At 73.6% G+C, this 23,966-nt stretch carries 22 protein-coding genes; 3 read left to right on the top strand and 19 right to left on the bottom strand.

Annotated elements, in window-relative coordinates; translation table 11 throughout:
• Nucleotides 1–47: 47 nt before the first annotated feature.
• From ABD208_RS17325 to ABD208_RS17275, 11 genes are all read right to left on the bottom strand, one after another.
• Nucleotides 48–1,346: an ammonium transporter gene (locus tag ABD208_RS17325; protein WP_344105351.1), complete on the bottom strand. Its 1,299-nt coding sequence runs from the start codon at nucleotides 1,344–1,346 to the stop codon at nucleotides 48–50.
• A 222-nt stretch (nucleotides 1,347–1,568) separates the two neighbouring features.
• Nucleotides 1,569–2,861 carry a signal recognition particle-docking protein FtsY gene (ftsY, locus tag ABD208_RS17320; RefSeq protein ID WP_344105740.1) on the bottom strand — a complete coding sequence of 431 codons (1,293 nt, stop codon included), beginning with the start codon at nucleotides 2,859–2,861 and terminating at the stop codon, nucleotides 1,569–1,571.
• Between the two features lie 31 nt (nucleotides 2,862–2,892).
• Nucleotides 2,893–3,408 carry a hypothetical protein gene (locus tag ABD208_RS17315; RefSeq protein ID WP_344105349.1) on the bottom strand — a complete coding sequence of 172 codons (516 nt, stop codon included), beginning with the start codon at nucleotides 3,406–3,408 and terminating at the stop codon, nucleotides 2,893–2,895.
• A 108-nt stretch (nucleotides 3,409–3,516) separates the two neighbouring features.
• A complete protein-coding gene (gene smc, locus ABD208_RS17310; RefSeq protein WP_344105347.1) occupies nucleotides 3,517–7,404 on the bottom strand; it encodes a chromosome segregation protein SMC in 3,888 nt (1,295 codons plus the stop codon).
• A 128-nt stretch (nucleotides 7,405–7,532) separates the two neighbouring features.
• The gene (gene ndk / locus ABD208_RS17305; RefSeq protein ID WP_344105344.1) at nucleotides 7,533–7,979 is read right to left on the bottom strand and encodes a nucleoside-diphosphate kinase; all 447 of its coding nucleotides are present in this window, start codon (nucleotides 7,977–7,979) and stop codon (nucleotides 7,533–7,535) included.
• 93 nt (nucleotides 7,980–8,072) lie between these two features.
• Entirely contained in the window at nucleotides 8,073–8,540 is a 468-nt protein-coding gene (locus tag ABD208_RS17300) for a DUF4233 domain-containing protein (protein WP_344105341.1), read from the bottom strand.
• A 9-nt stretch (nucleotides 8,541–8,549) separates the two neighbouring features.
• Entirely contained in the window at nucleotides 8,550–9,248 is a 699-nt protein-coding gene (locus tag ABD208_RS17295) for a TetR/AcrR family transcriptional regulator (protein WP_344105339.1), read from the bottom strand.
• Nucleotides 9,245–9,961 (bottom strand): dihydroxyacetone kinase phosphoryl donor subunit DhaM, encoded by a 717-nt coding sequence (gene dhaM / locus ABD208_RS17290; protein WP_344105337.1) that lies wholly within the window; start codon nucleotides 9,959–9,961, stop codon nucleotides 9,245–9,247. Before dhaM ends, ABD208_RS17295 begins: the two co-directional genes overlap by 4 nt.
• Nucleotides 9,958–10,626 carry a dihydroxyacetone kinase subunit DhaL gene (gene dhaL / locus ABD208_RS17285; protein WP_344105335.1) on the bottom strand — a complete coding sequence of 223 codons (669 nt, stop codon included), beginning with the start codon at nucleotides 10,624–10,626 and terminating at the stop codon, nucleotides 9,958–9,960. Before dhaL ends, dhaM begins: the two co-directional genes overlap by 4 nt.
• A gap of 88 nt (nucleotides 10,627–10,714) precedes the next feature.
• Nucleotides 10,715–11,710: a dihydroxyacetone kinase subunit DhaK gene (gene dhaK / locus ABD208_RS17280; protein WP_344105333.1), complete on the bottom strand. Its 996-nt coding sequence runs from the start codon at nucleotides 11,708–11,710 to the stop codon at nucleotides 10,715–10,717.
• 122 nt (nucleotides 11,711–11,832) lie between these two features.
• Nucleotides 11,833–13,179 carry a bifunctional folylpolyglutamate synthase/dihydrofolate synthase gene (locus ABD208_RS17275; protein WP_425561124.1) on the bottom strand — a complete coding sequence of 449 codons (1,347 nt, stop codon included), beginning with the start codon at nucleotides 13,177–13,179 and terminating at the stop codon, nucleotides 11,833–11,835.
• Between the two features lie 124 nt (nucleotides 13,180–13,303).
• On the opposite strand from ABD208_RS17275, the gene ABD208_RS17270 reads away from it, so the two are divergent.
• Together ABD208_RS17270 and ABD208_RS17265 are read left to right on the top strand one after the other, a co-directional pair.
• On the top strand, nucleotides 13,304–15,250 hold the full coding sequence (locus ABD208_RS17270) for a hypothetical protein (protein ID WP_344105330.1): 1,947 nt from the start codon (nucleotides 13,304–13,306) through the stop codon (nucleotides 15,248–15,250).
• 4 nt (nucleotides 15,251–15,254) lie between these two features.
• Nucleotides 15,255–16,541 (top strand): folylpolyglutamate synthase/dihydrofolate synthase family protein, encoded by a 1,287-nt coding sequence (locus ABD208_RS17265; protein ID WP_344105328.1) that lies wholly within the window; start codon nucleotides 15,255–15,257, stop codon nucleotides 16,539–16,541.
• Between the two features lie 130 nt (nucleotides 16,542–16,671).
• On the opposite strand, the gene ABD208_RS17260 is transcribed toward ABD208_RS17265, so the two are convergent.
• The 8 genes from ABD208_RS17260 to ABD208_RS17225 all read right to left on the bottom strand — a co-directional run bounded on the left by ABD208_RS17260 (nucleotide 16,672) and on the right by ABD208_RS17225 (nucleotide 23,649).
• Nucleotides 16,672–17,316, bottom strand: coding sequence for an MSMEG_1061 family FMN-dependent PPOX-type flavoprotein (locus tag ABD208_RS17260; protein ID WP_344105325.1), 645 nt, complete (start codon nucleotides 17,314–17,316; stop codon nucleotides 16,672–16,674).
• A gap of 67 nt (nucleotides 17,317–17,383) precedes the next feature.
• On the bottom strand, nucleotides 17,384–17,992 hold the full coding sequence (locus ABD208_RS17255; protein WP_344105323.1) for a response regulator: 609 nt from the start codon (nucleotides 17,990–17,992) through the stop codon (nucleotides 17,384–17,386).
• On the bottom strand, nucleotides 17,989–19,398 hold the full coding sequence (locus ABD208_RS17250; RefSeq protein WP_344105321.1) for a sensor histidine kinase: 1,410 nt from the start codon (nucleotides 19,396–19,398) through the stop codon (nucleotides 17,989–17,991). The genes ABD208_RS17255 and ABD208_RS17250 overlap by 4 nt, the downstream gene beginning before the upstream one ends.
• Entirely contained in the window at nucleotides 19,388–20,263 is an 876-nt protein-coding gene (locus ABD208_RS17245; protein WP_344105319.1) for an ABC transporter permease, read from the bottom strand. Before ABD208_RS17245 ends, ABD208_RS17250 begins: the two co-directional genes overlap by 11 nt.
• Nucleotides 20,260–21,192: an ABC transporter ATP-binding protein gene (locus ABD208_RS17240; protein WP_344105317.1), complete on the bottom strand. Its 933-nt coding sequence runs from the start codon at nucleotides 21,190–21,192 to the stop codon at nucleotides 20,260–20,262. Before ABD208_RS17240 ends, ABD208_RS17245 begins: the two co-directional genes overlap by 4 nt.
• 133 nt (nucleotides 21,193–21,325) lie before the next feature.
• On the bottom strand, nucleotides 21,326–22,204 hold the full coding sequence (locus tag ABD208_RS17235) for a hypothetical protein (RefSeq protein ID WP_344105315.1): 879 nt from the start codon (nucleotides 22,202–22,204) through the stop codon (nucleotides 21,326–21,328).
• A gap of 92 nt (nucleotides 22,205–22,296) precedes the next feature.
• Nucleotides 22,297–23,238 (bottom strand): HNH endonuclease, encoded by a 942-nt coding sequence (locus ABD208_RS17230; RefSeq protein ID WP_344105312.1) that lies wholly within the window; start codon nucleotides 23,236–23,238, stop codon nucleotides 22,297–22,299.
• Nucleotides 23,239–23,265: 27 nt separating this feature from the next.
• On the bottom strand, nucleotides 23,266–23,649 hold the full coding sequence (locus ABD208_RS17225; protein WP_344105310.1) for a helix-turn-helix domain-containing protein: 384 nt from the start codon (nucleotides 23,647–23,649) through the stop codon (nucleotides 23,266–23,268).
• A 171-nt stretch (nucleotides 23,650–23,820) separates the two neighbouring features.
• On the opposite strand from ABD208_RS17225, the gene ABD208_RS20480 reads away from it, so the two are divergent.
• Nucleotides 23,821–23,966 (top strand): DUF1156 domain-containing protein (locus ABD208_RS20480; RefSeq protein ID WP_425561129.1); only part of this gene is annotated, 146 nt, incomplete at its 3' end.

Below are 23,966 nucleotides of genomic sequence, written 5' to 3'. Positions count from 1 at the left end.
CTCATGCTGCTGCTAACAGTAGGTTCCGTGGAACCCACCGGCCAGGGTCAGCGCACCTCGGCGATGGTGGAGTTGGCCTCGTACGCGGTCTCGCCGTGCTCGGCGAGGTCGATCCCGTCGACCTCCTCCTGCTCGGTGACGCGCCAGCCGAGGGTGACCTTGAGCAGCAGGCCGATCCCGTACGTCAGGACGAACGAGTACACGACCGCGATGAGCGCCGCGACGACCTGCGTGACGAGCTGGATGGCGCCGCCGCCGTAGAAGAGGCCGTTGAGCGAGCCCTCGAAGTAGAACGAGCCGTACTCGCCGTTGGTCGCGAAGAAGCCGATGAGCACCGTGCCGACGAGACCGCCAACCAGGTGGACGCCGACGACGTCGAGCGAGTCGTCGAACCCGAACTTGAACTTCAGGCCGACGGCCAGGGCGCAGAGCACACCGGCGACGAGGCCGATGACGAGCGCGCCCTCGGTCTGCACGGTGCCGGCGGCCGGCGTGATGGCGACGAGGCCGGCGACGACGCCGGAGGCGGCACCCAGCGAGGTGGGCGAGCCGTCACGCAGCTTCTCCGTGGCCATCCAGGCGAGCATCGCGACGCAGGTCGCCAGGAGCGTGTTGACCCAGGCGCGGCCGGCCGTGCCGTCGGCGGCCAGCTCGGAGCCGGCGTTGAAGCCGAACCAGCCGAACCACAGCAGGCCCGCGCCGAGCATGACGAACGGCAGGTTGTGCGGGCGCATCGGCTCGGTGCCGAAGCCCTTGCGCTTGCCGATCACCAGGGCGAGCGCCAGGCCCGCGGCACCGGCGTTGATGTGCACCACGGTGCCGCCGGCGAAGTCGATCGGGAGGGAGAGGGCGTCCACGATGGGCCCGGCAGCCAGGATGCCGCCGCCCCAGACCCAGTGCGCGACCGGGGTGTACACCAGCGTCACCCAGAGCACCGCGAACGTCAGCCAGGTGACGAACTTGACGCGGTCGGCGATGGCGCCGGAGATGAGGGCCACCGTGATGATGGCGAAGGTCGCCTGGAAGCCGGCGAAAACGAGGGCCGGTACGCCCGTGTCCGCAGCGCCCCACCATTCCCCGTCGTCCAGCTTGAGGAACAGCGCGTCGGCCGGGTTGCCGATGAAACCACCCGCCGTGTCCGCGCCGAAAGCCAGGCCGTAACCGTAGACCGCCCAGATGATGCCCACCACGCCGATGGCGCTGAAGCTCATCATCATCATGTTCAGGACGCTCTTCCCGCGCACCATGCCGCCGTAGAAGAACGCCAGACCAGGCGTCATCAGCAGCACGAGCGAGGAGGCGGTGAGCAACCAGGCAGTGTTGCCCGGGTTCAGCTCGAACTCCATGTGTTTGCCTCTCTCCACGCCAGCCGGGGGTGGCTGGTCAGGGCCCCACCGTCGCGAAGAGTCGTTACACCGGGCGGGCCCTGGTGTTACGGACATGTGACACAGTGCGAATGCGTGTAAACACTTGATTTCATCGCCGACGTGACCGAAATTTCCCGGCACATCGTGACGGAATCGTGATAGCGCGGAAATGTGCGTGTGACCCGGCCAGGATCACGCGGCTCAGCCCAGGATCCCGTCCACGAACTCGCCCGCCTCGAACGGCGCCAGGTCGTCCGGCCCCTCGCCCAGCCCGATGAGCTTGACCGGCACGCCGAGCTCCCGCTGCACCTGGACGACGATGCCGCCCTTGGCGGTGCCGTCCAGCTTCGTCAGCACGATGCCCGTGACGCCCGCGACCTCGGCGAAGACGCGCGCCTGCGTCAGGCCGTTCTGGCCCGTGGTGGCGTCGAGCACCAGCAGCACCTCGCTGGGCGCGGCGACCTTGGAGGTGACGCGCACGATCTTGCCCAGCTCGTCCATGAGCCCGGCCTTGTTCTGCAGGCGCCCCGCCGTGTCGACGAGCACGACGTCCGCCTTCTCGTCACGGCCGCGTGCCACCGCGTCGAACGCGACCGACGCCGGGTCCGCGCCCTCCTTGTCCGAGCGCACCGTCTCGACGCCGACCCGTGAGCCCCACGTGGTGAGCTGATCGGCGGCGGCGGCGCGGAACGTGTCGGCCGCGCCCAGCACCACGGACTTGTCCTCGGCCACCAGCACGCGGGCGAGCTTGCCGACCGTCGTCGTCTTGCCCGTGCCGTTGACGCCGACGACCAGGACGACGGCGGGCAGTCGCGTGCCCTCCTGGTCCGCGGGCTCCAGCCGCAGCGAGCGGTCCATCGGCCTGCCGGCGGCGTCGTTGTCGACGAGCGCGACGAGTTCCTCGCGCAGCAGCTCCCGCACCGCCGACGGCTCGCGCACCCCGAGCACCCGCACCCGGGTGCGGAGCGCCCCGAGCAGCTCGGTGGCGGGGTCCATGCCGATGTCGGCCAGGAGCAGTTCCTCCTCGAGGTCGTCCCAGTCGTTCTCGGTGAGGGAGTCCCGGGACAGCACGGCGAGCAGGCGCGAGCCGAGCGGCGAACCGGAGCGGGCGAGGCGGTCCCGCAGCCGCACCAGGCGCCCGGCCACGGGGGCGGGCTTCTCCAGGGGCGGGGCGGTCCGTGCCTCCTCGACGGTGGGCTCACCGGGCGCGGGCTCCGCCGCGGGCGCGCCGGGCGTCTCGGCGACGGGCCGGTCCTCGACCGCGGCTCCGGCATCCCCGGGTTCCCGGATGACGGCGGTCCCCGACGTGCGCCCGGCCGCCTCCTGCGAGGCGCCGTCGCTCTCGGGCCGCTCGAGCGTCCCGACGCCGCCCGCGGCACCGCCCGTGTCATCGGCGTCGCGCTGCCTGCGGCGGCTGGCGATCCACCCGACGACGCCACCGCCGCCCGCGACGACGACCAGCCCGGCAATGATCTCGATCCAGGGAAGCTCCATCACGCCTTGGATTCTCCCAGACCCGAGGTCGTCACGCGGGCTCGTCCTCCTTGGGCCCGCCGGCTCCGCCGCGCAGCGGCCGGGGGACAAGGTTCTGCAGCGCCCGCGGGTCGCTCAGGACCGGGCGGACCGTCTGGATCGGCACGTTGACGGCCTTGGTGGCCTGCTCACGCGCCTTGCCGAGCAGGTCGGCCATCTCCTCCGCGTCCAGGTAACCGGGCTTGTCCTCGACGGTCGCCTCGAAGAACTCGGACATCTCCATGTCCACCGGGCGGTCGTCGCCCTTGGCGCCACGGATCACGCCGGGCTTGCCGACCCACACCGAGGGCGCCCCGACGGCGTGCACGGCGACGGCGGACGCGCCCCGGACCCTGCCGCTCTGCTTCGGCCAGCCGCCGCCGGCCACCCGGTGCAAGCCGGCCGTGAACCGGCTCCCGAACGAGTCGGTACGACGATTCCCCTCGGCCGCGTCCATGACGTTGGCCACCAGGAAGACTCCTGCGGCCAGCAGCAGGCAGACGGCGAGAAGAAGAATCGACCACCACATGGCCCTAGTCTCCCCTGAAATCCCGCGGGTCGCGCCCGATGACGCGCCGTGGGCGCCCACTACACCACAACCCGCTCAATCTCTTCACAGCGAAGTGATATGCGGACCTCACACATCGGCGGTCTCCCGCTCCCCCATCCGCTGCGAGATCACGGTCGTGACGCCGTCGCCGCGCATGGTCACGCCGTAGAGCGCGTCCGCCACCTCCATCGTGCGCTTCTGGTGGGTGATCACGATGAGCTGGGAGTCGCGCTGCAGCTCCTTGAAGATCTCGATCAGGCGGCCCAGGTTCACGTCGTCGAGCGCCGCCTCGACCTCGTCCATGATGTAGAACGGGCTGGGCCGCGCCTTGAAGATCGACACGAGGAACGCCACGGCGGCCAGCGACCGCTCGCCGCCGGACAGCAGGCTCAGCCGCTTGACCTTCTTGCCCGCGGGCCGCGCCTCCACCTCGATACCGGTGGCGAGCAGGTCCGAGGGGTCCGTGAGCGTGATCCGGCCCTCGCCGCCCGGGAACAGCCGCGGGAAGATCTCCAGGAACTTGTCGGCCGTGTCCTGGAACGCCTCGGCGAACACCTGCTGCACGCGCTCGTCGATGTCCGCCACGATCTGCAGCAGGTCCTCGCGCGACTTCTTCAGGTCCGCCAGCTGGGTCTCCAGGAACTGGTGCCGCTCCTCCAGCGCCGCGAACTCCTCCAGCGCCAGCGGGTTCACGGCGCCGAGCCGGGACAGCGCCTTCTCGGCCCGGGCCAGGCGCGCCTCCTGCTCCTCGCGCACGTAGGGGACCATCCGGTCCGGCTCGGGCAGGCGCGGCCCGGCGGCACGCCCTGCGGCGCCGCCCTCGGCGTCGTCGCCCGAGCCCTCGCCCGCCTCCGCCGCCTGCTCCTCCGGATCGGCGGGCTCCGTCCCCGCGACCTCCTGCACGATCTTCGCCGCCTCCGGATCGGCCGGGTCCAGCCCGAACTCCCGCAGCGCGGCCGCGCGCAGCTGGATCGCCTCCGCCCGCGCGGCGGCACCGCGCGGCAGCTTCGGGTCCCCCTCGTACCGGATCGGGTTCCCCTCGTCGTCGCGTTCGACGACGGGGCGGCGCTTCCGGCGCCGCAGGGGCACGTCACCCTCGTACACGGGGATGGGCTGGTGCGGGCCGAACTCCTCCACGAGCTTGGCGGGGTCGGTGCCGAGCTCGCCGATCGCCCGCCCCTCGAGCTGTTCGAGGCGCAGCCGCTGCTGCGTCCGCGCGACCTCGTCCTTGTGCGCGACGTCGGTCAGCTCCCGCAGCTCGGCCGTGAGCGACTCGACGGTGCCCCGCACCGCGACCAGCTCCGCGTTCCCGGCGGCCCGCGCCTCCTCGGCCGCGGCCTTGTCCTGCTCGGCGCGCTGCAGCGACCGGCCGATCCGTTCCAGGGCGACAGCGGCGGCCTGCCGCACGACGACGGCACGCGCCGCGTCCCGCTGCCGGGCGGCGGCTCGTTCCGCGGCGGCGGCCCGGGCCTCGCGTTCCTGCTGCGCGGCGGCCGCCAGGGCCTGCGCCCGGCCGGAGACCGCGCGCGCACGCTCCTCGGCGGTGCGCAGCGCGAGCCGCACCTCGGTCTCCCGGGCGCGCGCCTCGGTCGCAGCGGCCGCGGCCCGGTCCCTGGCGGCCTGGGCCTCGTCCTGGGACCCGGCGGCCCGCTCGGGCTCCTCCTCGGCCGCATCGAGCCGCTCGACCAGGGCGGCGAGCTCGATCTCGTCCTCCTCGCGGCGGGCCATCGCCTGTTCCAGCGCGGAGCGGTGCCGCTCGGCCTCCTCGCGGGCGGACCGGGCGGACGCCCGCAGCGACCCGAGCTGCTCCGCGGCCGCGGTCATCGCGGCGTCGGACTCGTTGAGCCGCGCGAGCGTCTCGTCGTGCCGCTGGGCGGCGGTCGCCAGCTCGGCACGTGCCACCACGAGCCGGGCCTCGAGGTCCTCCTGGCGCCCGGCGGCGTCGTCGCGCGCGGCCTTGGCCTCGTCGAGCGCGGCCTGCAGGTGCAGCACGCTCGGCGCGGCGGCCGAGCCGCCCCACGCCCGCGTCCCGCCGAGCAGGTCACCGGCCCGGGTGGCGGCCACGAGCTCGGGCCGCTCCCGCACGAACGCGCGCGCCCGCGCCAGGTCGTCGACGACGACGACGTCGCGCAGCACGGTCCGCAGCCCGGCCGCGGCAGGTCCGGCCACATGGACGACGTCCGCCGCCCACCGGACGCCGTCGGGCAGCGTGACCCCGGCCCGGCGGGCGTCGTCGTGGCCGGGAACGGCCGGCGAACCGCCCGACGATCCGACCAGCAGGCTCGCGCGCCCCGCGTCCTCGTCGCGCAGGAGCCGCAGCGCGTCCACGGCCGCGTCGAGCCCGGAGACCGCGACGGCGTCGGCCAGCGGGCCGAGCGCGGCGGCGACCGCGTCCTCGAAACCGGGCTCGACGCCCAGCAGCGCCGCGACCGAGCCGAGCACGCCCGGCTGGTTCGCGGCCAGCAGCGTGCCCGCGCCGTCCTTGCGGTCCAGGCTCAGCTCCAGCGCCTCGACCTTCGCGCCGGCGGCGCCGCGCTCCTTCTCCGCGCCCGTCTTCTCGGTGGCGAGCCGCTCGACCGTACCGCGGGCCAGCTCCAGGTTCGCCACCGCGGCCTCGTGCGCCACGTCGAGGCCGGGCTCGCCCTCGCCGACGCCGGACACCTCGGATTCCAGGGCCGTGAACTGCAGGCCCGACTCCTCGGCACGGTGCTCGGCCTCGAAGACCGCGTCGCGCAGGCGGGTCAGCTCGGCCTCGGCCGCCTCCACCCGGCTGCGCCGCGCCGCGACCTGGCCCGCCAGCCGGGCCATGCCCTCGCGGCGGTCGGCCGCGGTACGCAGGAGGGCGGCGAGCGCCTGCTCGGCGTCATGGGCGGCGGACTCCGCCTCGGCGCGCAGCTCCACGGCCTCGGCCACCGCCTCGGCGGCGATCTCGACCTCGGAGGTCAGTTCCTCCTCGCTCGCCCGGGCCCGCGCGGCCTGCGCGTCGAGGTCGTCCGGATCCTGCCCCTGGTGGTGCGCCTCCTGCGCGGCGCCGAGCAGCCGGGCGCGCTCGTCGGCCAGCGACTGCAGCGAGCGCAGCCGCTCGCGCGTCTGGGAGAGCGCGAACAGCGCGTCGCCCGCGCGGCTCACCTCGGTGGACGACGACGACGCGACCTGCTCGAGCTGGGCCAGGGCCGCGCGGGCCTCCGCGAGCCCGGCCTCGGCCTCCGCCTGGCGGCGGCGCAGCGATGTCTCGCTCTCGAGGTCCGCCTCGATCTGGGCCTGGATCTGGGCTATGTCGTCCGCGAGCAGGCGGGCGCGGGCGTCGCGCAGGTCGCGCTGGACGGTCTGCGCCTTGCGCGCCGCCTCGGCCTGGCGGCCCAGCGGCCCGAGCTGGCGGCGCAGCTCGGCGGTGAGGTCCGCGAGCCGCGCCAGGTTGCCCTGCATCTGGTCGAGCTTGCGGAGCGCCTTCTCCTTGCGCTTGCGGTGCTTGAGGACGCCCGCCGCCTCCTCGATGAAGCCGCGCCGCTCCTCCGGCGTCGCGCGCAACACGGCGTCGAGCTGGCCCTGCCCCACCACGACGTGCATCTCGCGGCCGATGCCGGAGTCGCTCAGCAGCTCCTGGATGTCCAGCAGCCGGCAGGAGCTGCCGTTGATCGCGTACTCCGAGCCGCCGGTGCGGAACAACGTCCGGCTGATGGTGACCTCGGTGTAGTCGATCGGCAGCGCGCCGTCGGTGTTGTCGATTGTCAGGCTGACCTCGGCGCGCCCGAGCGGGGCGCGGCCGGAGGTCCCGGCGAAGATGACGTCGTCCATCTTGCCGCCACGCAGGGACTTCGCCCCCTGCTCGCCCATCACCCAGGAGAGCGCGTCGACGACGTTCGACTTGCCCGAGCCGTTGGGGCCCACCACGCAGGTGATGCCCGGCTCGAGGTTGAGCGTTGTCGCCGACGCGAAGGACTTGAATCCCTTGAGCGTGAGCGTCTTGAGGTGCACCCGGAAACCTTAACGGCTGCCGCGCTTCACCTACGGCACGCCGAGGTCACCCAGGGTGTCGCCGCCCCACCTGCCGCGACGCCGGCCACCTGTCCCGGCGCCGGGCCGTCAGGCCAGACGTCGGGCCGTCAGGCCAGGCCGGGGAACCAGAGGCCGATCTCGCGGGCCGCCGACTCGGGCGAGTCGCTGCCGTGCACGAGGTTCTGCTGCACCTTCAGGCCCCAGTCGCGGCCGAGGTCGCCGCGGATCGTGCCGGGCGCGGCCTCGGTCGGGTTCGTCGCGCCCGCCAGCGAGCGGAAGCCCTTGATGACGTCCTCGCCCTCGACCACGGCGGCCAGCACCGGGCCCGACATCATGAACTCCACCAGCGGCTCGAAGAACGGCTTGCCCTCGTGCTCGGCGTAGTGCCGGTGCAGCACGTCCGTGGTCGCGTCCAGCAGCTGCACGGCCCGCAGCACGTAGCCCTTGGCCTCGATGCGGCGCAGGATCTCGCCGGACAGGCCCCGGCGCACGCCGTCGGGCTTGACCAGGACGAGGGTGCGCTCGGTCGGTTCTTCGGTGACGTTCTCGGTCATGACGCCAGCGTAACGGCCGGATCCGACACCCGGGCCCGACGACGGCCCGGTGCCACCCACGTCACAGGCGACGGCCGGTCCGAGTCCCGCTCGTCAGATGTTGGGCGCCGTCTCCGGATGCGCGGCGTCGTACGCGGCCCGCTCGCGGTCCACGCGGGAGCCGAGCCGCAGCGCCATCACCCACAGCGCCACGAACACCACGTTGACCAGCGTCGCGAGCGGCACCACGAGGCCGGTCGCGAGGACCAGCACCTGCCCGAGCGTCCCGCCCACGATGCCCACGGGCCGCTTCGTCAGCCGCGAGAGCACCAGCAGGACCAGCGCGATCCCGCCGCCCACGCCCCACACGACCGCGGGCGAGTCGGACTGCAGCGGCCCGCGCTCGTAGCCCAGCCCGCGCAGCCCGAACGCGGCGAGCGTCACGAACAGCACGAGCACCGCCTCGCAGGCGAGCACGGTGGAGGTGAACTGCACCAGCGCCGACGGCCGGGCCTTGATCCGGTCCCCGGCCCGCGGCAGATCCTTCGGCACGGGCCGTTCGTCAGGCTGATCCTTCGTCACGCCCCCACCCTATCCCCGCGCGAAACCGCCGTGAGCGTGACCTTCGCCGCTTGACGACGCCCGGTCGCCCTGCTCTCCCGACGACGTCCCCGGCGACCGGGGCGCCGGGGACAGGGCGCCCCGCAGCTCGGCCGCCGCCCGGCCGAGGTGGGCCCGGATCGGTTCCGTCCCGCCGGAGCGGGCCCAGGCCAGCGTCGTCGCCTGCGCGAGCGCGCCCGTGAGCGCCAGCAGCGTGTCCGGATGAGGTGTCCCGGGAGCCGCCTCGCACCGCGCCTCGAACAGACCGATCAGCTCGGTGCGATGCCGCTCGACGGCGTCCTGGTGGTGCTCCAGCAGCGTCGGCTCCCGCCGGACGAGCTCGACGGCGGTCATCACCCGGGCCGGGTCGTCGCCGAGGTGGTCGAGCATCCCGCCCAGCAGCTCGCCCAGATCGGTGAGCAGGTGCCCGGTGGGCCCCCCGGCGGCGAACTCCCGCGAGGTCCCGGGGTCGAGGACGACGGCGCCGGGCGAGATCCCGACGACCGCCTGGTCCTTCGACTCGAAGTAGTTGAAGAAGGTGCGCGCCGAGACCCCCGCCTCGGCCGCGATCCGGCCCGTGGTGACGGCGTCGTACCCGTGCTCGCGCACGAGGCGCTGCGCGGCGTCGATGATGGCACCCCGGCGGGCGCGCTTGTTCCGCTCGCGCTGACCGGGCTCGCGGGCCGTCATGCCTCGCCGAAGCCGGAGCCGATCATCTCGGCCAGCGTTCTCGCGGCCGAGGCGGCGCCGGGTCCGCGCACGGTGATCGTCAGCTCGCGGCCCTGGGTCGCGCCGAGCGCCATGAGCTGCAGCACGCTGGACGCGTCCACGCCGTCGACCTGCACCGACGCGCCGAGTTCCGCGACCTTGCGGGACACGAGCGCGGCAGGCCGCGCGTGCAGGCCGAGCGGGTTGCGCAGGGTGGCGGTGGTCGTCACCACGTCCTCGCCGTCCGCCGCGGCGCCGTCGTCCGGCCGCGACGTCGTGTCCGACGACGACGGCGCACCCGCCGCCGCGGCGAAGGTCAGCCCCGCGTCGCGGACCGCGGCGGCGACCCCGTCGGCGTCCGCCCCGCCGTGCGCGGCGACCGCGGCCGCCACCGCGCCCTCGACGAACGGCCCCGGCGCGTGCACCACCGACGCCGCGAGTTCCTCGTCCACCTCCAGGGCGGACTCGACGGTGAGCACGGAGGATCCCAGGTCGGCCAGGACGACGACGGCGTCGGACGCCTCCGCGGCCTTGCGCAGCGCGGCGGCGACGTCGTCGAACGAGCTGCCGAGGCCGCCCCCGGGCAGGCCACCGGCCGGGACGAGCATGACGTCCGGCGCCATCTGCCCGGCGAGCTCGGCGAGGCCCTGTGCCACCGCCGCCGAGTGGGACACGAGGACGATCGCGACGCTCATGCTGACCGCTCCGCGAGCGCTTCCACCGCTGCCCCAAGCAGGAGAGCGGTCGAACGGGCGCCCGGGTCCTCGTGGCCGGCGCTACGTTCTCCCAGGTAGGAGGCCCTTCCCTTGGTCGCCACCAGGGGGATGGTCGCGGTCGCCCCGGCGGCGGCGGCCGCTGCCGCGGCCCGCAGGACGGCGGCCTCGTCGCCGCCCTCGCTCGCGGCCTGCGCGGCGGCGTCGACGGCGGGCGTCCAGGCGTCGACCATCGTCTTCTCGCCCGGCGTCGCCTTGCCGCGCACGGTGATGCCCTCGAGCGCGGACTCGAGCATCGCCACGACCGCGCGGGTGTCGATGGACTCGCGCCCGGTGACCTTGGCGGCACGCAGGAAAGCCGTCCCGTACAGCGGCCCGGACGCCCCGCCCACCGTGGACATGAGGGTCGTCGCGGTGAGCTTGAGGACGTCGCCGACGAGCCGCGGGCCCGCGGCCTCCGTCGCGCCGTCCTGACCGTCACGGGCGTCCAGCTTGGCCACCACGGCACGGAACCCGCGCACGAGGTTCTCGCCGTGGTCGCCGTCGCCGATCTGCCGGTCCAGCTCGGTCAGCTCGTCGCGGCGGCCGGCCACGGTGTCGGCGGTGCGCCGGATCCACCGTTCCGCCCAGTCAGCATCCAGCGTCACCGCAGCATCACCTCGCGTGCCTCCCGCCGGCCCGCAGGCCGGCTCGCTCGTCAAGTACCTTCACCCGTTCCGGCTGCGCGCCGGCGCCTCACCAGCGCAGCGCCGCCGTGTGCACGGGCGCGTCCCACAGCGCCGCGAGCTCGTCGTCCAGCCGCAGCACCGTGACCGACGCGCCCTGCATCTCCAGGGAGGTGACGTAGCTGCCCACCAGCGAGCGAGCGACCGTGACCCCCCGCTGTTCGAGCAGGCGCCGCGCTCGACCATAGACCACGTAGAGCTCCGAGGCCGGGGTTCCGCCCATACCGTTGACGAACAGCAACACGCGCTCGCCCGCGGACAGCTCGAGGTCGTCGGCCACGGGGTCGAGCAGCATCTGCGTGACCTCGTCGGCCGGGACCGCCTTGACGCGGCGGCGCCCGGGTTCGCCGTGGATGCCGATGCCGATCTCCAGCTGGTCCCCGGGCAGGTCGAAGCTCGGCGCGCCGACGTGCGGCACGGTGCAGGCGGTGACCGCGACGCCCATCGACCGCACGTTGTCCACGACGCGGTGCGCGACGCCGGTGACGTCGGCCAGGTCACCGCCCTGCTGGGCGGCCGCGCCCGCGATCTTCTCCACGCAGAGCGTCCCGGCCACGCCCCGGCGGCCGGCCGTGTAGGTCGAGTCCTCCACGGCGACGTCGTCGTTCACGAGCACCGTGGCGACGTCGAGGCCCTCGGTCTCGGCGAGCTCGACGGCGAGGTCGAAGTTGAGCACGTCGCCGGTGTAGTTCTTGACGATCGCGAGCACGCCCGCGCCGCCGTCGGCGGCCTGGAGCGCGGGCAGGATCTGATCGGGCGTGGGCGAGGTGAACACGGCGCCGGGGACGGCGACGTCGAGCATCCCGTCCCCGACGAACCCCGTGTGCAGCGGTTCGTGGCCGGCGCCACCCCCGCTGACCAGGCCGACCTTGCCGGTCGTGGCGCCACCGACCCGCGTGACGTAGGCGGGGTCGTGGTGCACCTGGATGATGTCGGCGTGCGCGAGGGCGAAGCCGGCGAGTGAATCGGCGACGGCGTTCGCTGGGTCATTGAGCAGCTTCTTCACGGAACCACCCTCCTTGGCGACATACCCATCCTCCCCCATCCGTGCGTGAACCATAGCGGCAGCGGCCGGATCGGGCGCCTGGCCCTGGTCAGCGCCGGGCCCTGGTCAGTGCCTGGCCCTGGTCAGCGCCGGGACACCAGGAGGGAGCGGGCGTCGGCGACCGTGACCACCGAACCCGTGATCAGGACCGCGGTCCCGGTGCCCCCGCCCGTCGGGTCGGCCTGCTCGGCGAGATTCGTCGCCACCTGCAGCGCCTCGGGCAGGTCCGGGGCGAGGCGCACGCGGTCCTCGCCGAAGACCTCCCGGGCCAGCTCGGCGAGGTCCTCGGCGGGCATCGAGCGGTCGTTGCTGTTGCGCGTGACCACCAGCTGGGCAAGGACCGGCTCGAGGACCGACAGGAGGCCCTCCACGTCCTTGTCGGCCATGACCGCCAGCACGCCCACCACGTGGTCGAGGTCGAACGCCTCCTCCAGGGCGCTGACCATGGCCTCGGCGCCCGCCGGGTTGTGCGCCACGTCGACAATCATGGCGGGGCTGGACCGCACCACCTCCAGGCGCCCGGGGCTGGTGACGCCCGCGAAGCCGGCCTCGACGACGCCGCCGTCGAGCGCCCGGCCGCCGCCGAGCAGGACCTCGGTCGCCGCGAGCGCCAGCAGCGCGTTGTGCGCCTGGTGCTCGCCGTGCAGGGGCAGGTAGACGTCGGTGTACAGGGCCGCCTGGGTGCGGAAGGCGACCAGCTGGCCGCCGACGGCGAGCTGCCGCCCGGCCACCTCCAGCTCGACGCCCTCCCTCAGGAGGCGGGAGCCGGTCTGCTCGGCGCGCGCACGGATCTCGGCGTCGGCCTCCTCGCGCTGGGCGGCGACGACCGCCGTGGCGCCGTCCTTGATGATGCCCGCCTTCTCGATCGCGATGTCGCGGATGGTGTGTCCGAGCCACTTCTCGTGGTCCATCGCGACGGGCGCGATGACGGCGACCTCGCCGTCGACCACGTTCGTGGAGTCCCACCGCCCGCCGAGGCCGACCTCGACGACGGCGACGTCCACGGGCGCGTCCGCGAACGCGGCGATCGCCATGACCGTGAGCACCTCGAAGAAGCTCAGGGGCGGGCCGCCGTCGGCCTCCGACTCGCGGTCGACGACGCCGATATACGGCGCGACGTCCTCGAAGACCTCGACGAAGCGGTCCTCGTCGAGGGGCGCGCCGTCGATCTGGATGCGCTCCGTCACGGAGCTGAGGTGCGGGCTGAGGAACAGCCCCGTGCGCAGGCCGTGCTCCCGGACCAGGGCCTCGGTCATGCGCGCGGTCGAGGACTTGCCGTTCGTCCCGGTGACGTGCACCGTCCGGAACGCCCGCTGGGGGTCGCCGAGCAGTTCCATGACGCGCTCGACGCGCGCCATCGTGGGGTCGATCTTGTGCTCGGGCATCCGCGAGAAGATCTCGCGGGAGACGGTCTTGAAGGCGTCGTTCACAGGACCGAGGATATGTGTCCGCGACGGTGCGGGCGGATCGCGGCCGCTCTTCCGGGATCCGGGCGGGTGAGGCGTTACGGTTGGTCCGACCTGGTCGGATCGAGGAGCCTGGGGACAACTGCCGATGAGCGATACCCCCCCCCCAGCGATTGACGTCGCTGCACGATGGCGGGCGCTGGAGCGGGCGTTCGCCGCGCGGCGGTACGACGGGGACCGGCCCGAGGCGCTTCCCGGGCGGTCGCTGACGGAGCCCTCGCCCGGGATCGTCGAGATCGCGGGGACGTCGCGGCCCGGGCTCGTCGTCACCGCGGTGCACGCGACGAATCATGCGCGGCACGGAACGGCCAAGTGGGCGGATCGCGGGACGGGCGGGCTGGCGTTGCTGCTGGCGGAGCTCACCGGGTGCGGGGCGCTGGTCGCGGTCGGCTCGCTCGCCGCGGAGCCGGGCGACGCCAACTTCGACGCCGCCCATCCGCTCAAGGACCGGCTCGCGGAGCTCGCCCCCGGCGTCGTGCTCGACCTGCACGGCATGCGCACCCGCGACGGGTTCGACGTCGACCTCGGGTGCGGCGAGGGCGCGCTCCCGGAGCGGCTGCTCGCCGCCCTGGACGCCGCTCCCCTGCGTGTCACGCGCAACGCGCTGTTCGACGCGATGCGCCCGACGACGGTCGCCGCGTTCGCCCAGGCCCGCGGGATCCGGGCGGTGCAGGCGGAGATCGGGGCGCACCTGCGGCTGCCGGAGTCCGCCGATGCGCGGCTGGTGGCGGCGCTGGCCGCCGGGATCGAGGCGGAGGCGGCCGTCTCGTCCCCCGGGCTGTCGGCGCCCGGCGCGGCCGCAGCAAAGGACGCGCCTCGTTCCGTCACGCATCGGCTGGACACCGTGCTCGCCCCGATGTTCGCCGGGGTCCCGATGGTGGTGCTGCATCCGGGCCTGCTGCCCGGCGCACACGGCGCCGTCCCGGTCACCGTGCGCGCCGGCGGGCGCAGCACGATCGCCTGGGCATGGGCAGCGGACGCCGCGGGCGTGCCGTCCCGCCTGCGCGAGCTCCCGCCTGCGCGCGCCGGGCTCACCCGGATGACCGTCGCGGCGCTCACGGCCGGGTCCGGGCTCGGCACCGCCGTCGATCGCGCCGAGGTCGTGATACCGCCGATGCGCCGCCTGCGGATGGTGTCGGCCCTGGGCGACGACCTGCCCGGCCCGCACGAGGTGCAGGTGAGCGGGCAGGACTTCCCACGGCCCGGTGCCTACCTCCTGGTCCGGGACGGCGTCACGGAGTGGGTCACCGCGGTGCCCCGGGAGCACGTCCGGCCCGGTACGGTGCGGATCGACCACGCGCACCGGACGCTGACCTCCGTGCGGACCGAGCCAGGGACCGCGCCCGCGCCCGACGCCCCCGGGTATCTCGCCCTGGTCTCCGCGCCGCGTGCGCTCGTCGACCGGCCGTACGCCGCCCCGGCGCCGCGCCGCGCGGCCACCGCCGCCGACCAGCAGGCGGAACGCCTGTGGCGGCGCGTCTTCGGCGCCCCCGAGTTCTCGGCCCGCGTCCTGCAGGCCCACACGGGCGACGACAGCACGTCGGTCGTCACGCTCAGCCGGGGCGCCTTCGACCGCATCGGGATCACGCCGGGCATGGAGGTCATCGTGCGCTGGGGCGGCAGGGAGGCCGTGGCGCGGGCGGTCGAGGAGCACGAGGAGCCCTTGAACCCGGACCAGGCCGCCAAGCGGCAGCAGCGGGTCAACCTGGTCTGGCCCGATGTCCCGGCCGAGCTGTCGGCCCAGGACGTGGTGCGGCTGTCCGTCCGCCTGCGGGCGCAGCTCGGCGCGCCGGTGTCCACCGTGGTGACGGTGCGGCGGCGGATGCGGACCTACCTCACGGCGAACCTCTACAAGTTCGCGGTGCCGGTGGCGGGGTTCGGGCTGGCGATCCACCAGATCAACGACCCGCGCTGGCCGGTGATCGGCGGCGCGGCCGCGGTGATGACCCTGTTCGCGCTGGCCCGGCTGCGGATGCCGCGGCCACCGCGGCACCCCCGCGTCGACAAGAGGTGGATCGACAAGATGGCATCGTAGGGGTGTGACCGCTCAGCACCTGCCCGCAGACGACGCCTTCTTCGCCGAGTGGGCCGCGAAGGCTCCCGGGCAGCGCCGGTCGCTCGGCCGGGCCCGCGCCGTCGGCGCCGAGCTGGGGACGTGGGACGGGACGCCGCCGGTCCTCGCCGTCGTCGGCTCGAAGGGCAAGGGGACGACGGCGATCCACGCGGCCGCCGCCCTGTCGGCGGCGTTGCTGCCGCGAGGGGCCGCCGGAGCACCGCGCCGCGCCCGGGTCGGCCTGGTCACCTCGCCCGGCCTGCGGGTCAACCGCGAGCGCATGCGGTTCGACGGGGCGGCGATCTCGCCCGGGGAGTACGACGCCGAGGCCGCGCGGCTGGACGCGGCGCGGGGCGTCGTCGTCCCCGACGGTTCCGGTTACCTGTCGCCGACCGGGGCGTACACGATCACCGGCGCGGCGTGGGCCGCGCGGCGGGGCGCGGATGCGCTGGTCCTGGAGGAAGGGCTGGGCGGGCGGTCCGACGAGGTGAGCCTGTTCGACGCGCGGGTGGTGGCCGTGACGAAGGTGTTCTACGAGCACGGCGACGTGCTGGGGCCGACGCTGGACGACGTCGCCCGCGATCTGCTCGGCGTCGTGGGGCACGGCACGCGGACCATCGTGACGGTCGAGCAGGACCCGGACGTGACGGCGCTCGTGGAGGAAACCGCGGCGAAGTTCGACATGGAGCTGGTGACCGTGGGCGCCGGGTCGGTGTCGTGCGCCCCGGCCGGGCTGCCACCGCTGACGCGGCTCAACGCGACGGCGGGCGAGGCGGCGGCGCGGTCGCTCGCCGCCGGCCTGGGCTGGTCGCTCGGCGACGCGGACGTGGCCGCCGCGCTGCGCACGGTGCGCGTGCCGGGGCGGATGAGCAGGCTTCCGACGCCGGGCGGGCCGGTCATGCTCGACGGCGCGATCTCGCCGGAGGGGGTGCGGGCGACGGTCGCCGCATGGCGGGCATGGCGCGCCGAACTGGGGTACGACACCGCTGACCTCGGGACGGTCGTGGCGAGCTTCCCGGACACGAAGGACGCGGAAGCCTGCTTCGCGGAACTGCGCGACTTCTCCCGGGTGATCCCGTCCCGCGCCGACGACTACCTGTCGTTCGCGAGGTCGGAGGCCCTGCACGGCGACGTCCTCCCCGCTCGCGAGGCCCTCTCGCGCGGCCTGGCCGACGGCGCGTGCCTCGTCGTCGGGACCCAGTCGTTCCTGGCGATCGCCCTGGACGTCCTCGACGTCCCCACGACCCGGGCCTACGAACCGCTGGACGGATGATGCCGCTCCGAGCGGTGCGTCTTTCGGGCACCTGAGGATCACGGCCCGGGCTCGCACGGCCGACGCCTGGCCTGACGGCCAAGAGGGCTCGCCTCGCCGGCGCCGGCCGGAAGACCCCGCGCCTGCGGCGTCAGCCGTAGATCGACTCCGCGTACTTCGGGCCGTAGTACTCGTCGAGTTCCTCGATCGTCTTGTCCTTCTTCTCCAGGGTCTTGGAGATGACGGCGCGGCGCGGGGCGGCGTCCGGGTTCCAGGCGTCCGGCTCCCAGGCCTTCGAGCGCAGGAGGGCCTTGGAGCAGTGGTAGAAGACCTCCGCCACCTCGACCTCGATCCCGATGACGGGGACGTGCCGGCGCACCTGCAGGTCGGCGAACCAGGGCGCGTCCCTGACGATGCGCGCGGTGCCGTTGATCCGCAGGGTGTCGCCGCGGCCGGAGACGAGGAACTCCAGGCCGACGCGCGGGTCGGCGAGCAGGTTGTGGAAGCCGTCCGCGCGGCGGTTGCCGGGCCGCTCGGGAATGGCGATCGTGTGGTCGTCGAGCACGACGACGAGCGATCCCGCCGGGTCGCCCTTCGGGGAGACGTCGAGGTGGCCGCCGGGTTCGGCGGTGGCCAGGAAGCACAGGGACGACGCCGCGAGGAACTCCCGGTCCAGCGGGTGGAGTTCCGCCCGGGTCTTGTCCCGGGTCGTGGCCAGCGGGACCCCGACGATGCCCTCCAGGTCCTCGGCGGACGTGATCGCGGTACCGCGTCGTGAGCTCACTTCAGCAGTCATGATTTCACCGTATCCCTCCTGGCCGGCGCATCCCGGCCATTGTTCGTCGGCTTCCGGCCACCGTTGCTCACCCGATCCAGCCCCTGGAGCGCGCCGTCGTGACCGCCGCCGTGCGGTCCTGGACGCCGAGCTTGGTGAAGATGCGGATCAGGTGGGTCTTGACGGTGGCCTCGGAGATGGAGAGTGCCGTGCCGATCCCCGCGTTGGACCGGCCGCTCGCGACCAGCCGCAGCACCTCCAGCTCACGGCGGGTGAGCCGCTCCGTGCGCACGGAGGAGACCAGCCGGGTCGCGACGCTCGGCGTGAGCGCCGCCTCGCCGCGGGCCGCCGCCCGGACGCCGGCGACGAGGTCCTCGCGCGGCGAGTCCTTGAGGAGATAGCCGGTTGCCCCGGCCTCGACGGCCAGCAGGATGTCGGCGTCCGTGTCGTAGGTGGTGAGGACGACGACGCGGGACGAGTCGGCACGCAGGATCCGCTCGGTCGCGGCGACGCCGTCGAGCACGGGCATCCGCAGGTCCATGAGGACGACGTCCGGCGTGAGCTCCCGGGCCAGCTCCACGGCCTCCGCGCCGTCGCCCGCCTCGCCGACGACGTCGAGGTCGGGCTCGGCGGTGAGCATGCCGATCAGACCGGAGCGCACGACGGGGTGATCGTCGACCACCAGTACCCGGATCATCCTGTCTCCTTCGTGTCTGCGCGGGTGGATGGACCCGGCGGGTCACCGTCTGCGCCCGGGTCTGCGGGCGGGCCAAGGGCATACCCGCCGGCACCGGCGGATGTGCCGTGCATGCCTGTGTCGGCGAGAGCGCGGGGTCCGGCGGGAGTGCCGGGTCCGGGCGCGCCGGCCGGTGTGCCGTGCCCGTCGGCGAGCGGCAGCGAGGCCGCCAGCGTGGTGCCGCCGCCGTCCCGGGACGCGATCGACAGGTGGCCGCCCGCGCTCGTGACGCGCTCCCTCATCCCGGCCAGGCCGAACCCCTCCGATCCCGGCCCGAAATCGGCCGGCAGCCCGCGCCCGTCGTCGGACACCTCGAGTCGGACCGTGTGCGCGGTGGCGACCAGGCGGACGTCGACCTGGCTCGCGTCGGCGTGCCGGCGTACGTTCGCGAGCGCCTCCTGCGCGACGCGCAGCAGCACGACCTCGGCCGAGGGCGGGAGCATGAGCGCGCCGTCCACGGTCAGGACGCCTTCGATGTCGGTCTCGGCGCCGAACCGGCGGACCGCGCGGGTGAGGGCCTCGCCGAGCGAGCTGCCCTGGAGGGGCGCCGGTGCGAAGGCCGCCACCAGTGCCCGGGCTTCGGCCAGGTTGTCACGCGCGGTGTCCTCGATGAGCCAGAGCCGTTCGCCGACCACCTCCAGGTCGTCCCTGCCGAGCGCCACCGAGGCCGCCTGCGTCTGGGTGACGACGCTCATGAAGCCCTGCGCGAGCGTGTCGTGGATCTCGCGGGCGATCCGGGCGCGTTCGGCCTCGACCCCGGCGGTGTGATGGAACGTCGCCAGGGCGTCCTGCGCCGTCCGCAACTCGGCGACCAGGCGCGCGTGCTCCTCGCCGCGCCGCATGGTCCAGCCCATGAAGATCCCGAGTCCGACGGCGAACACGAGCACGACCGCGAGCTGCGCGGGGATGACGAGCAGGGTCTCCCGGCTCACGCCGACCCTCGTGAACGTCCCGGCGGCCACCGACCCGGCCAGGATCACGCTGGTCACGATCGACGCGCTCTGCCGGTCCAGGAGCATCCAGCACTGCGCGAACAGCACGAACAGCAGGAAGGAGGCGTCACCGGTCCGCGTGAGGGCGATCCCGATCGCGATCACGCAGACCGCCAGGTACAGGTAGGCCTTCGTCTGATCCCGTCCGCTCGCCGCACGGTGGCCCCACACGAGGTAGGCGAGGCCCATCGCAGCGAGCGCCCCGTACGCCACCGCGAGATCCAGACCGCGCACACCGACCAGGACGATCTGGGCCGCGGTGAGACCGAGCACCGTCCAGAAGGCGAGGTGCCACCAGATCACGACCCGGGCCCAGCCCGCGTACGGGCCGCCCGGCGCCGGCGGTGCGTCGTCGTGCTGCTGGTCAACCGTCATCGCGCCTCCGCCAGCGGAACGTCCGGACGCCGATCACGAGTCCCAGGATCAGCCAGATCCCGAGTGTGGCGGCGATCGCGGGATGCTGCCACTCCCCGGCGGGTTCGACCGCGGCGAACGCATCGGGCAGGAACACCGAACGCATGCCCTGGGCGATCCACTTGAGGGGGAAGAGCGCGGCGATCTGCTGCATCCAGCCCGGCAGGGAGGGGAACGCGAAGAACACCCCGGAGATGAACTGCAGCACCAGGACCACCGAGGTCACGACGGCCGACGCGGACCGCCCCGAGCGCGGCACGGTCGAGAACGCCACGCCGCAGACCGTCCCGGTGGCCGTGCCGAGGACGAACACCCAGGCGAACGTCAGCCAGCGCCCGTCGTCGGGCAACGGCACGTCGAACGCGAGCGCCGCGAGCGCGACGAGGCCGGCGGTCTGTGCCACCGAGACGAGCAGAACCTGCCACACCTTGCCGAGGAAGTAGGAGACGGCGGGCAGCGGTGTGGCGCGCAGGCGTTTGAGCGTGCCGTCGTCCCGTTCGACGGCGATGGAGATCGCCACCGTCTGGAAGCTCGACAGCATGGTGCCCGTGGCGATCATGCCGGGCAGGAAGTACTGCGCGAAGTCGATGCCGACCGCGGCCGGCCCCATGTCGAACGCCTGCTCCTCGCCGCCGAACACCGCGGCGAAGATCGCCATCATGATCAGCGGGTAGGCGAAGATGAAGACGACGGCGTCGCGTTCGCGCAGGAAGCCGAGCAGTTCGACGCGCGCCCGGACCAGGCCGAGCGCGAACGGGCTCGGCAGCCGGGCCGGGCCCGCCGCGGGGGCCGGCCGTGCGGAACCGGTGGTCTCGGTGGCGGTCATCGTGGGTCCTCGCTGGTGGTGTCGTTGCCGATGAGGTCGAGGTAGACGTCCTCAAGGGTCGGGCGGGTCACGGTGAGGCCCGGGATCTCGCCGCCCTGGACGTCGAGCTCGTCCCGCAGGCGGGTCACCGCCGCCGTGGGCTGGTCCGTGCGGAGGGTGCGGCGCTCGCCGTCGTGCAGCCAGCTGACCCGTGGCGTGCGCGCCTCGGTGCCGCCCAGCTCTTCCGGTGCTCCGAGCGCGACAACGCTTCCCCGGTTGATCACCGCGACCCGGTCCGCCAGGTGCGCGGCCTCGTCCAGGTAGTGCGTGGTGAGCAGGATCGTGGTGCCGCCGTCACGGAGCCCGGACACCAGCTCCCAGAACGAGCGGCGGGCCTGCGGGTCGAATCCCGTGGTGGGCTCGTCGAGGAACAGCAGCTCCGGCTGCCCGATGATCCCGAGTGCCACGTCGAGCCGGCGCCGCTGGCCGCCGGACAACACCCGCACGCGCTTCCTGGCGTGCTCCGCGAGGCCGACGGCGTCGATCACCTCGGCCGGATCGCGCGGCGCCGGGTAGTACCGTGCCGTCGCGCCCACGTGCTCGGCGACCGTCAGCTCGCCCAGGTCCCGGGAGTCCTGCTGCACGACACCGATCCGGGCGCGCCACGCCCGCCCGGCGCGCGCGGGATCCTCGCCCAGCACCGAGACCTCGCCGGCGTCACGGTCCCGGAAGCCCTCCAGGATCTCGACCGTCGTCGTCTTCCCGGCACCGTTCGGCCCGAGCACGGCGAAGATCTCGCCACGCCCGACCTCGAGATCGAGCCCGTCGACCGCCGTCGTCGCCGTACCGCCGTGCCGTGCTCGATACGTCTTGCGCAGCCCGCGCACGGCGACCGCCGCCTCACCTCGCGCCGGTGCCGCCACGGCTACCGGCGCTCTCTTTGTTCGCATGCCCTCATGCTTCCGCGCACGCCCCGGTCGGCGACAGAACCGTTCGGACGAACTTCGACTCGACCGATCGGTTGACCCTTCACACCGGACCCGCCGTCCGCGCTCTCGGCGGCAAGGGTGCTGACGGCGGCGGTCACGACGCCGTGTCGAGGGTCTCGTGCGCCGCCTCGGCCGCATCGGTCCGGGACCGGAGCCGCCAGGCCGCGACCGCGACACCCATCTGCACCGCGATCAGCCACATCGCGAGGGGCCCGTGCTCCCCCGGGTCGACGAGAGTATGGCCGAGGTGATCCCCCAGGACGATGAACGGATCCGTCGGGTACTCCCGCAGGTAGCCGGCTGCCGCCCGAAGCTGCTGCAGGGTCGCGTCCATCGCGTACGCGAGCGACTGCGCGAGCCACACCAGCGTGAGCGCCGGCACCCACATCGCCCAGGTCCACACCCTCTCGAGCCCCACGCTCGCCCCGAGCGCCACCCCGAGGAGCACCGCGCCAAACCACTGCGAGTCGATGTCGAGCACCGGCACGGGAGGCACGACGGCGTCGAGCGCGTCCTGCAGGAAGACGACCGGCACCGCCAGCGCGCACGCCCGCCACCACACGGGCCCGAACACCGCGAGCAGCGCGAGCAGGAACCCGGCGACCGTCGCGACCAGGATCACCGCGCCCGTCCCGACCTGCATCGTGGTCCCGCCGCCCCACGGCACCACCGGACCGACGCCGGGCAGCACGAAGGTCACGGCAGCCGTGACAAGCACCCCGAGCGCCACGGCCGCGACCGCTCTCCCCGCACCCCCGCACCGCCGCCGGAACAGACCCGCCAGGCACCCGGCGGCCGCGCCACCGGCCACGGCCCCGGTGACGATCGTCCCCGCGCCGAGACCGCCCGGCCCGGCCAGATGCGTCGGCAGCGCGGTGATCGCGAGCCACGTGACCGCCGCGACACCCATGGCGACGGCGAGCCACGACCAGCTCCGGCCGGCCGTACCTGGGATGTCATCGCCGTCAATCACGCGGGCGATCCTGGCAAACAATCTTCACCCTGGTCAACCGAACGTTCCTGAGTGCCCTGGCCGCGCCACCCGACGAACCACCGGCCACCGCTTCAGCCGGCCCGGCGCCGGAACCGCGTGTCCATGTGCCACTCCAGCGCGTCACCGCTCGGCCTGTCCGCCTTGCGCTCCGGCAACCTCAGCACCTGCTCCCCCGCCCGCGCGTAGAACCACTCGCCGTTGCCGGTGTCCTCACGCAAGGTCGGGCTCACGTGGAGCCGGTAGGCCCGGTCCACCCCGATGTATCCCAGGTCGAACAGCCGGTGCACGTCCGACCGCATCAACAGCCCGTTGTCCACACGGTTCTGCCCGTCGGCCGACACCGGAACGATGTGCGCGGCCTCCAGCGCCGGCGTGATGCGGTTCCCGGTCAGCGCGCAGGTCCGCCGGTAGGCCGCCGTCACGGCGGCTCGGAACGCACCCTGGCCCGCCCTGCTCCACACCAGGTCCGGGGTGCTCCGGAAAACGGGGCCGGGGACGACGGTCGGCGCTCCGTCGTCGTCCCTCAGCCGCACGCCCGTCGACGTCCCGAGCAGCATCTCGAAGGCGCGTGTGATCTCGGCCCCCTGAGTCAGCGCGTAGGACTTCCCCGAGACGATGTTCATGGCGAAGTCCGACGGCGCGGGAAGGGTTCGTCCGTCAGGCGCGAAGAACACCCCGCCCAGGATGCGGCACCCGATCAGGGGATCCTCGCCCGTCCGTACCGGCTCCGCCTTGTCCCGCCGGTGACGCACGATCGCGTCTCGCAACGCCGCCTCGGAGGCGACCCCGTTGCCCTCACCGAAGAACTCCCACGCCTCCGAGACCGTCAGCACGCGGTACGACAGCAGGAAGCCGCCCCCGACGAGCCGGTTGTCCGGGGCGTGGGTCTTGAACAAGAACGGCTCGCCGGGCTGGATCGCGTTGAACGACGCCGCGGGTGTGGGCTTCCAGAAGTTCACGACGTCGAGGTCGGTGCGCGCCCTCAGGAACGCCGCCCAGGCGTTGTCCGTCACGCCGACATAGGCCCGCTGCAGCACGGTTCAGCTCACGCGGTCACTCGGCCGCACGGCGTCCGGGAGCGGATGTCGCCCGACGACGTCCGCGAGCTCCACCTTGAGCTCGCTCCACGACGCCTCGGCGGTAGAGCGGTACTCGGCCCGCGGAACCCCTCCCGGCAGCAGCACGCCGACCGGGACACCGAGCGCCTGGGCGATCTCGTAGAGCTTGCGGATCGAGGGGTTGCCGTCGGACTCCTTCGGCGACGACCGTGACCGTTCGATGTTCTGCAGCATCGAGCGCGAGAGCCCTGCCACGTTGGCGAGCTCGGTCTGTGACACGTTCCGCAGCTCCCGCACCGCCGCGACCCGGCGGCCGATCTCCTCCGCGTACGCCGACCAGTCCAGGTCCAGGTGCGATTCCGCCACGACCTGACGTTCGCCGTTACCGATCCGCAACGCTGCACAACATATTGGGCATTTGTGGTACGGGACGGCGGCGGCGCATCGCGCAGGGACTCGCCATAGCTTCACGGAGTTCACCCGTCGCGGCCAGCCAACTCGCGTCGCGCGCCAGGCAAGGCCCAATATATTGAGCATGTGACATCTCAGGCGCCGCTCCGCAGAAAGCTCATCGAGGTCAGCCTCCCCCTGGAGGAGATCAACGCGGAGTCGGCAAGGGAGAAGTCGATCCGGCACGGCCACCCCTCGACGCTGCACCTGTGGTGGGCCCGGCGCCCGCTCGC

The organism is Myceligenerans crystallogenes (assembly GCF_039529775.1).
GTDB classification, from domain to species: Bacteria; Actinomycetota; Actinomycetes; order Actinomycetales; family Cellulomonadaceae; genus Myceligenerans; species Myceligenerans crystallogenes.
Note: the sequence above shows the minus strand (reverse complement) of the source record. Positions and strands in the feature narration are given on the sequence as shown.

Bases quoted from the DNA above. Each gene is read 5' to 3' on its own strand.
- ABD208_RS17260 (WP_344105325.1), bottom strand. From the start codon at position 17,316: ATGACTGCTGAAGTGAGCTCACGACGCGGTACCGCGATCACGTCCGCC.
- ftsY (WP_344105740.1), bottom strand. From the start codon at position 2,861: ATGGAGCTTCCCTGGATCGAGATCATTGCCGGGCTGGTCGTCGTCGCG.
- ABD208_RS17250 (WP_344105321.1), bottom strand. From the start codon at position 19,398: ATGACGGTTGACCAGCAGCACGACGACGCACCGCCGGCGCCGGGCGGC.
- ABD208_RS17245 (WP_344105319.1), bottom strand. From the start codon at position 20,263: ATGACCGCCACCGAGACCACCGGTTCCGCACGGCCGGCCCCCGCGGCG.
- ABD208_RS17315 (WP_344105349.1), bottom strand. From the start codon at position 3,408: ATGTGGTGGTCGATTCTTCTTCTCGCCGTCTGCCTGCTGCTGGCCGCA.
- ABD208_RS17240 (WP_344105317.1), bottom strand. From the start codon at position 21,192: ATGCGAACAAAGAGAGCGCCGGTAGCCGTGGCGGCACCGGCGCGAGGT.
- ABD208_RS17270 (WP_344105330.1), top strand. From the start codon at position 13,304: ATGAGCGATACCCCCCCCCCAGCGATTGACGTCGCTGCACGATGGCGG.
- ABD208_RS17255 (WP_344105323.1), bottom strand. From the start codon at position 17,992: ATGATCCGGGTACTGGTGGTCGACGATCACCCCGTCGTGCGCTCCGGT.
- ABD208_RS17295 (WP_344105339.1), bottom strand. From the start codon at position 9,248: ATGACGGCCCGCGAGCCCGGTCAGCGCGAGCGGAACAAGCGCGCCCGC.
- ABD208_RS17325 (WP_344105351.1), bottom strand. From the start codon at position 1,346: ATGGAGTTCGAGCTGAACCCGGGCAACACTGCCTGGTTGCTCACCGCC.
- dhaM (WP_344105337.1), bottom strand. From the start codon at position 9,961: ATGAGCGTCGCGATCGTCCTCGTGTCCCACTCGGCGGCGGTGGCACAG.
- ndk (WP_344105344.1), bottom strand. From the start codon at position 7,979: ATGACCGAGAACGTCACCGAAGAACCGACCGAGCGCACCCTCGTCCTG.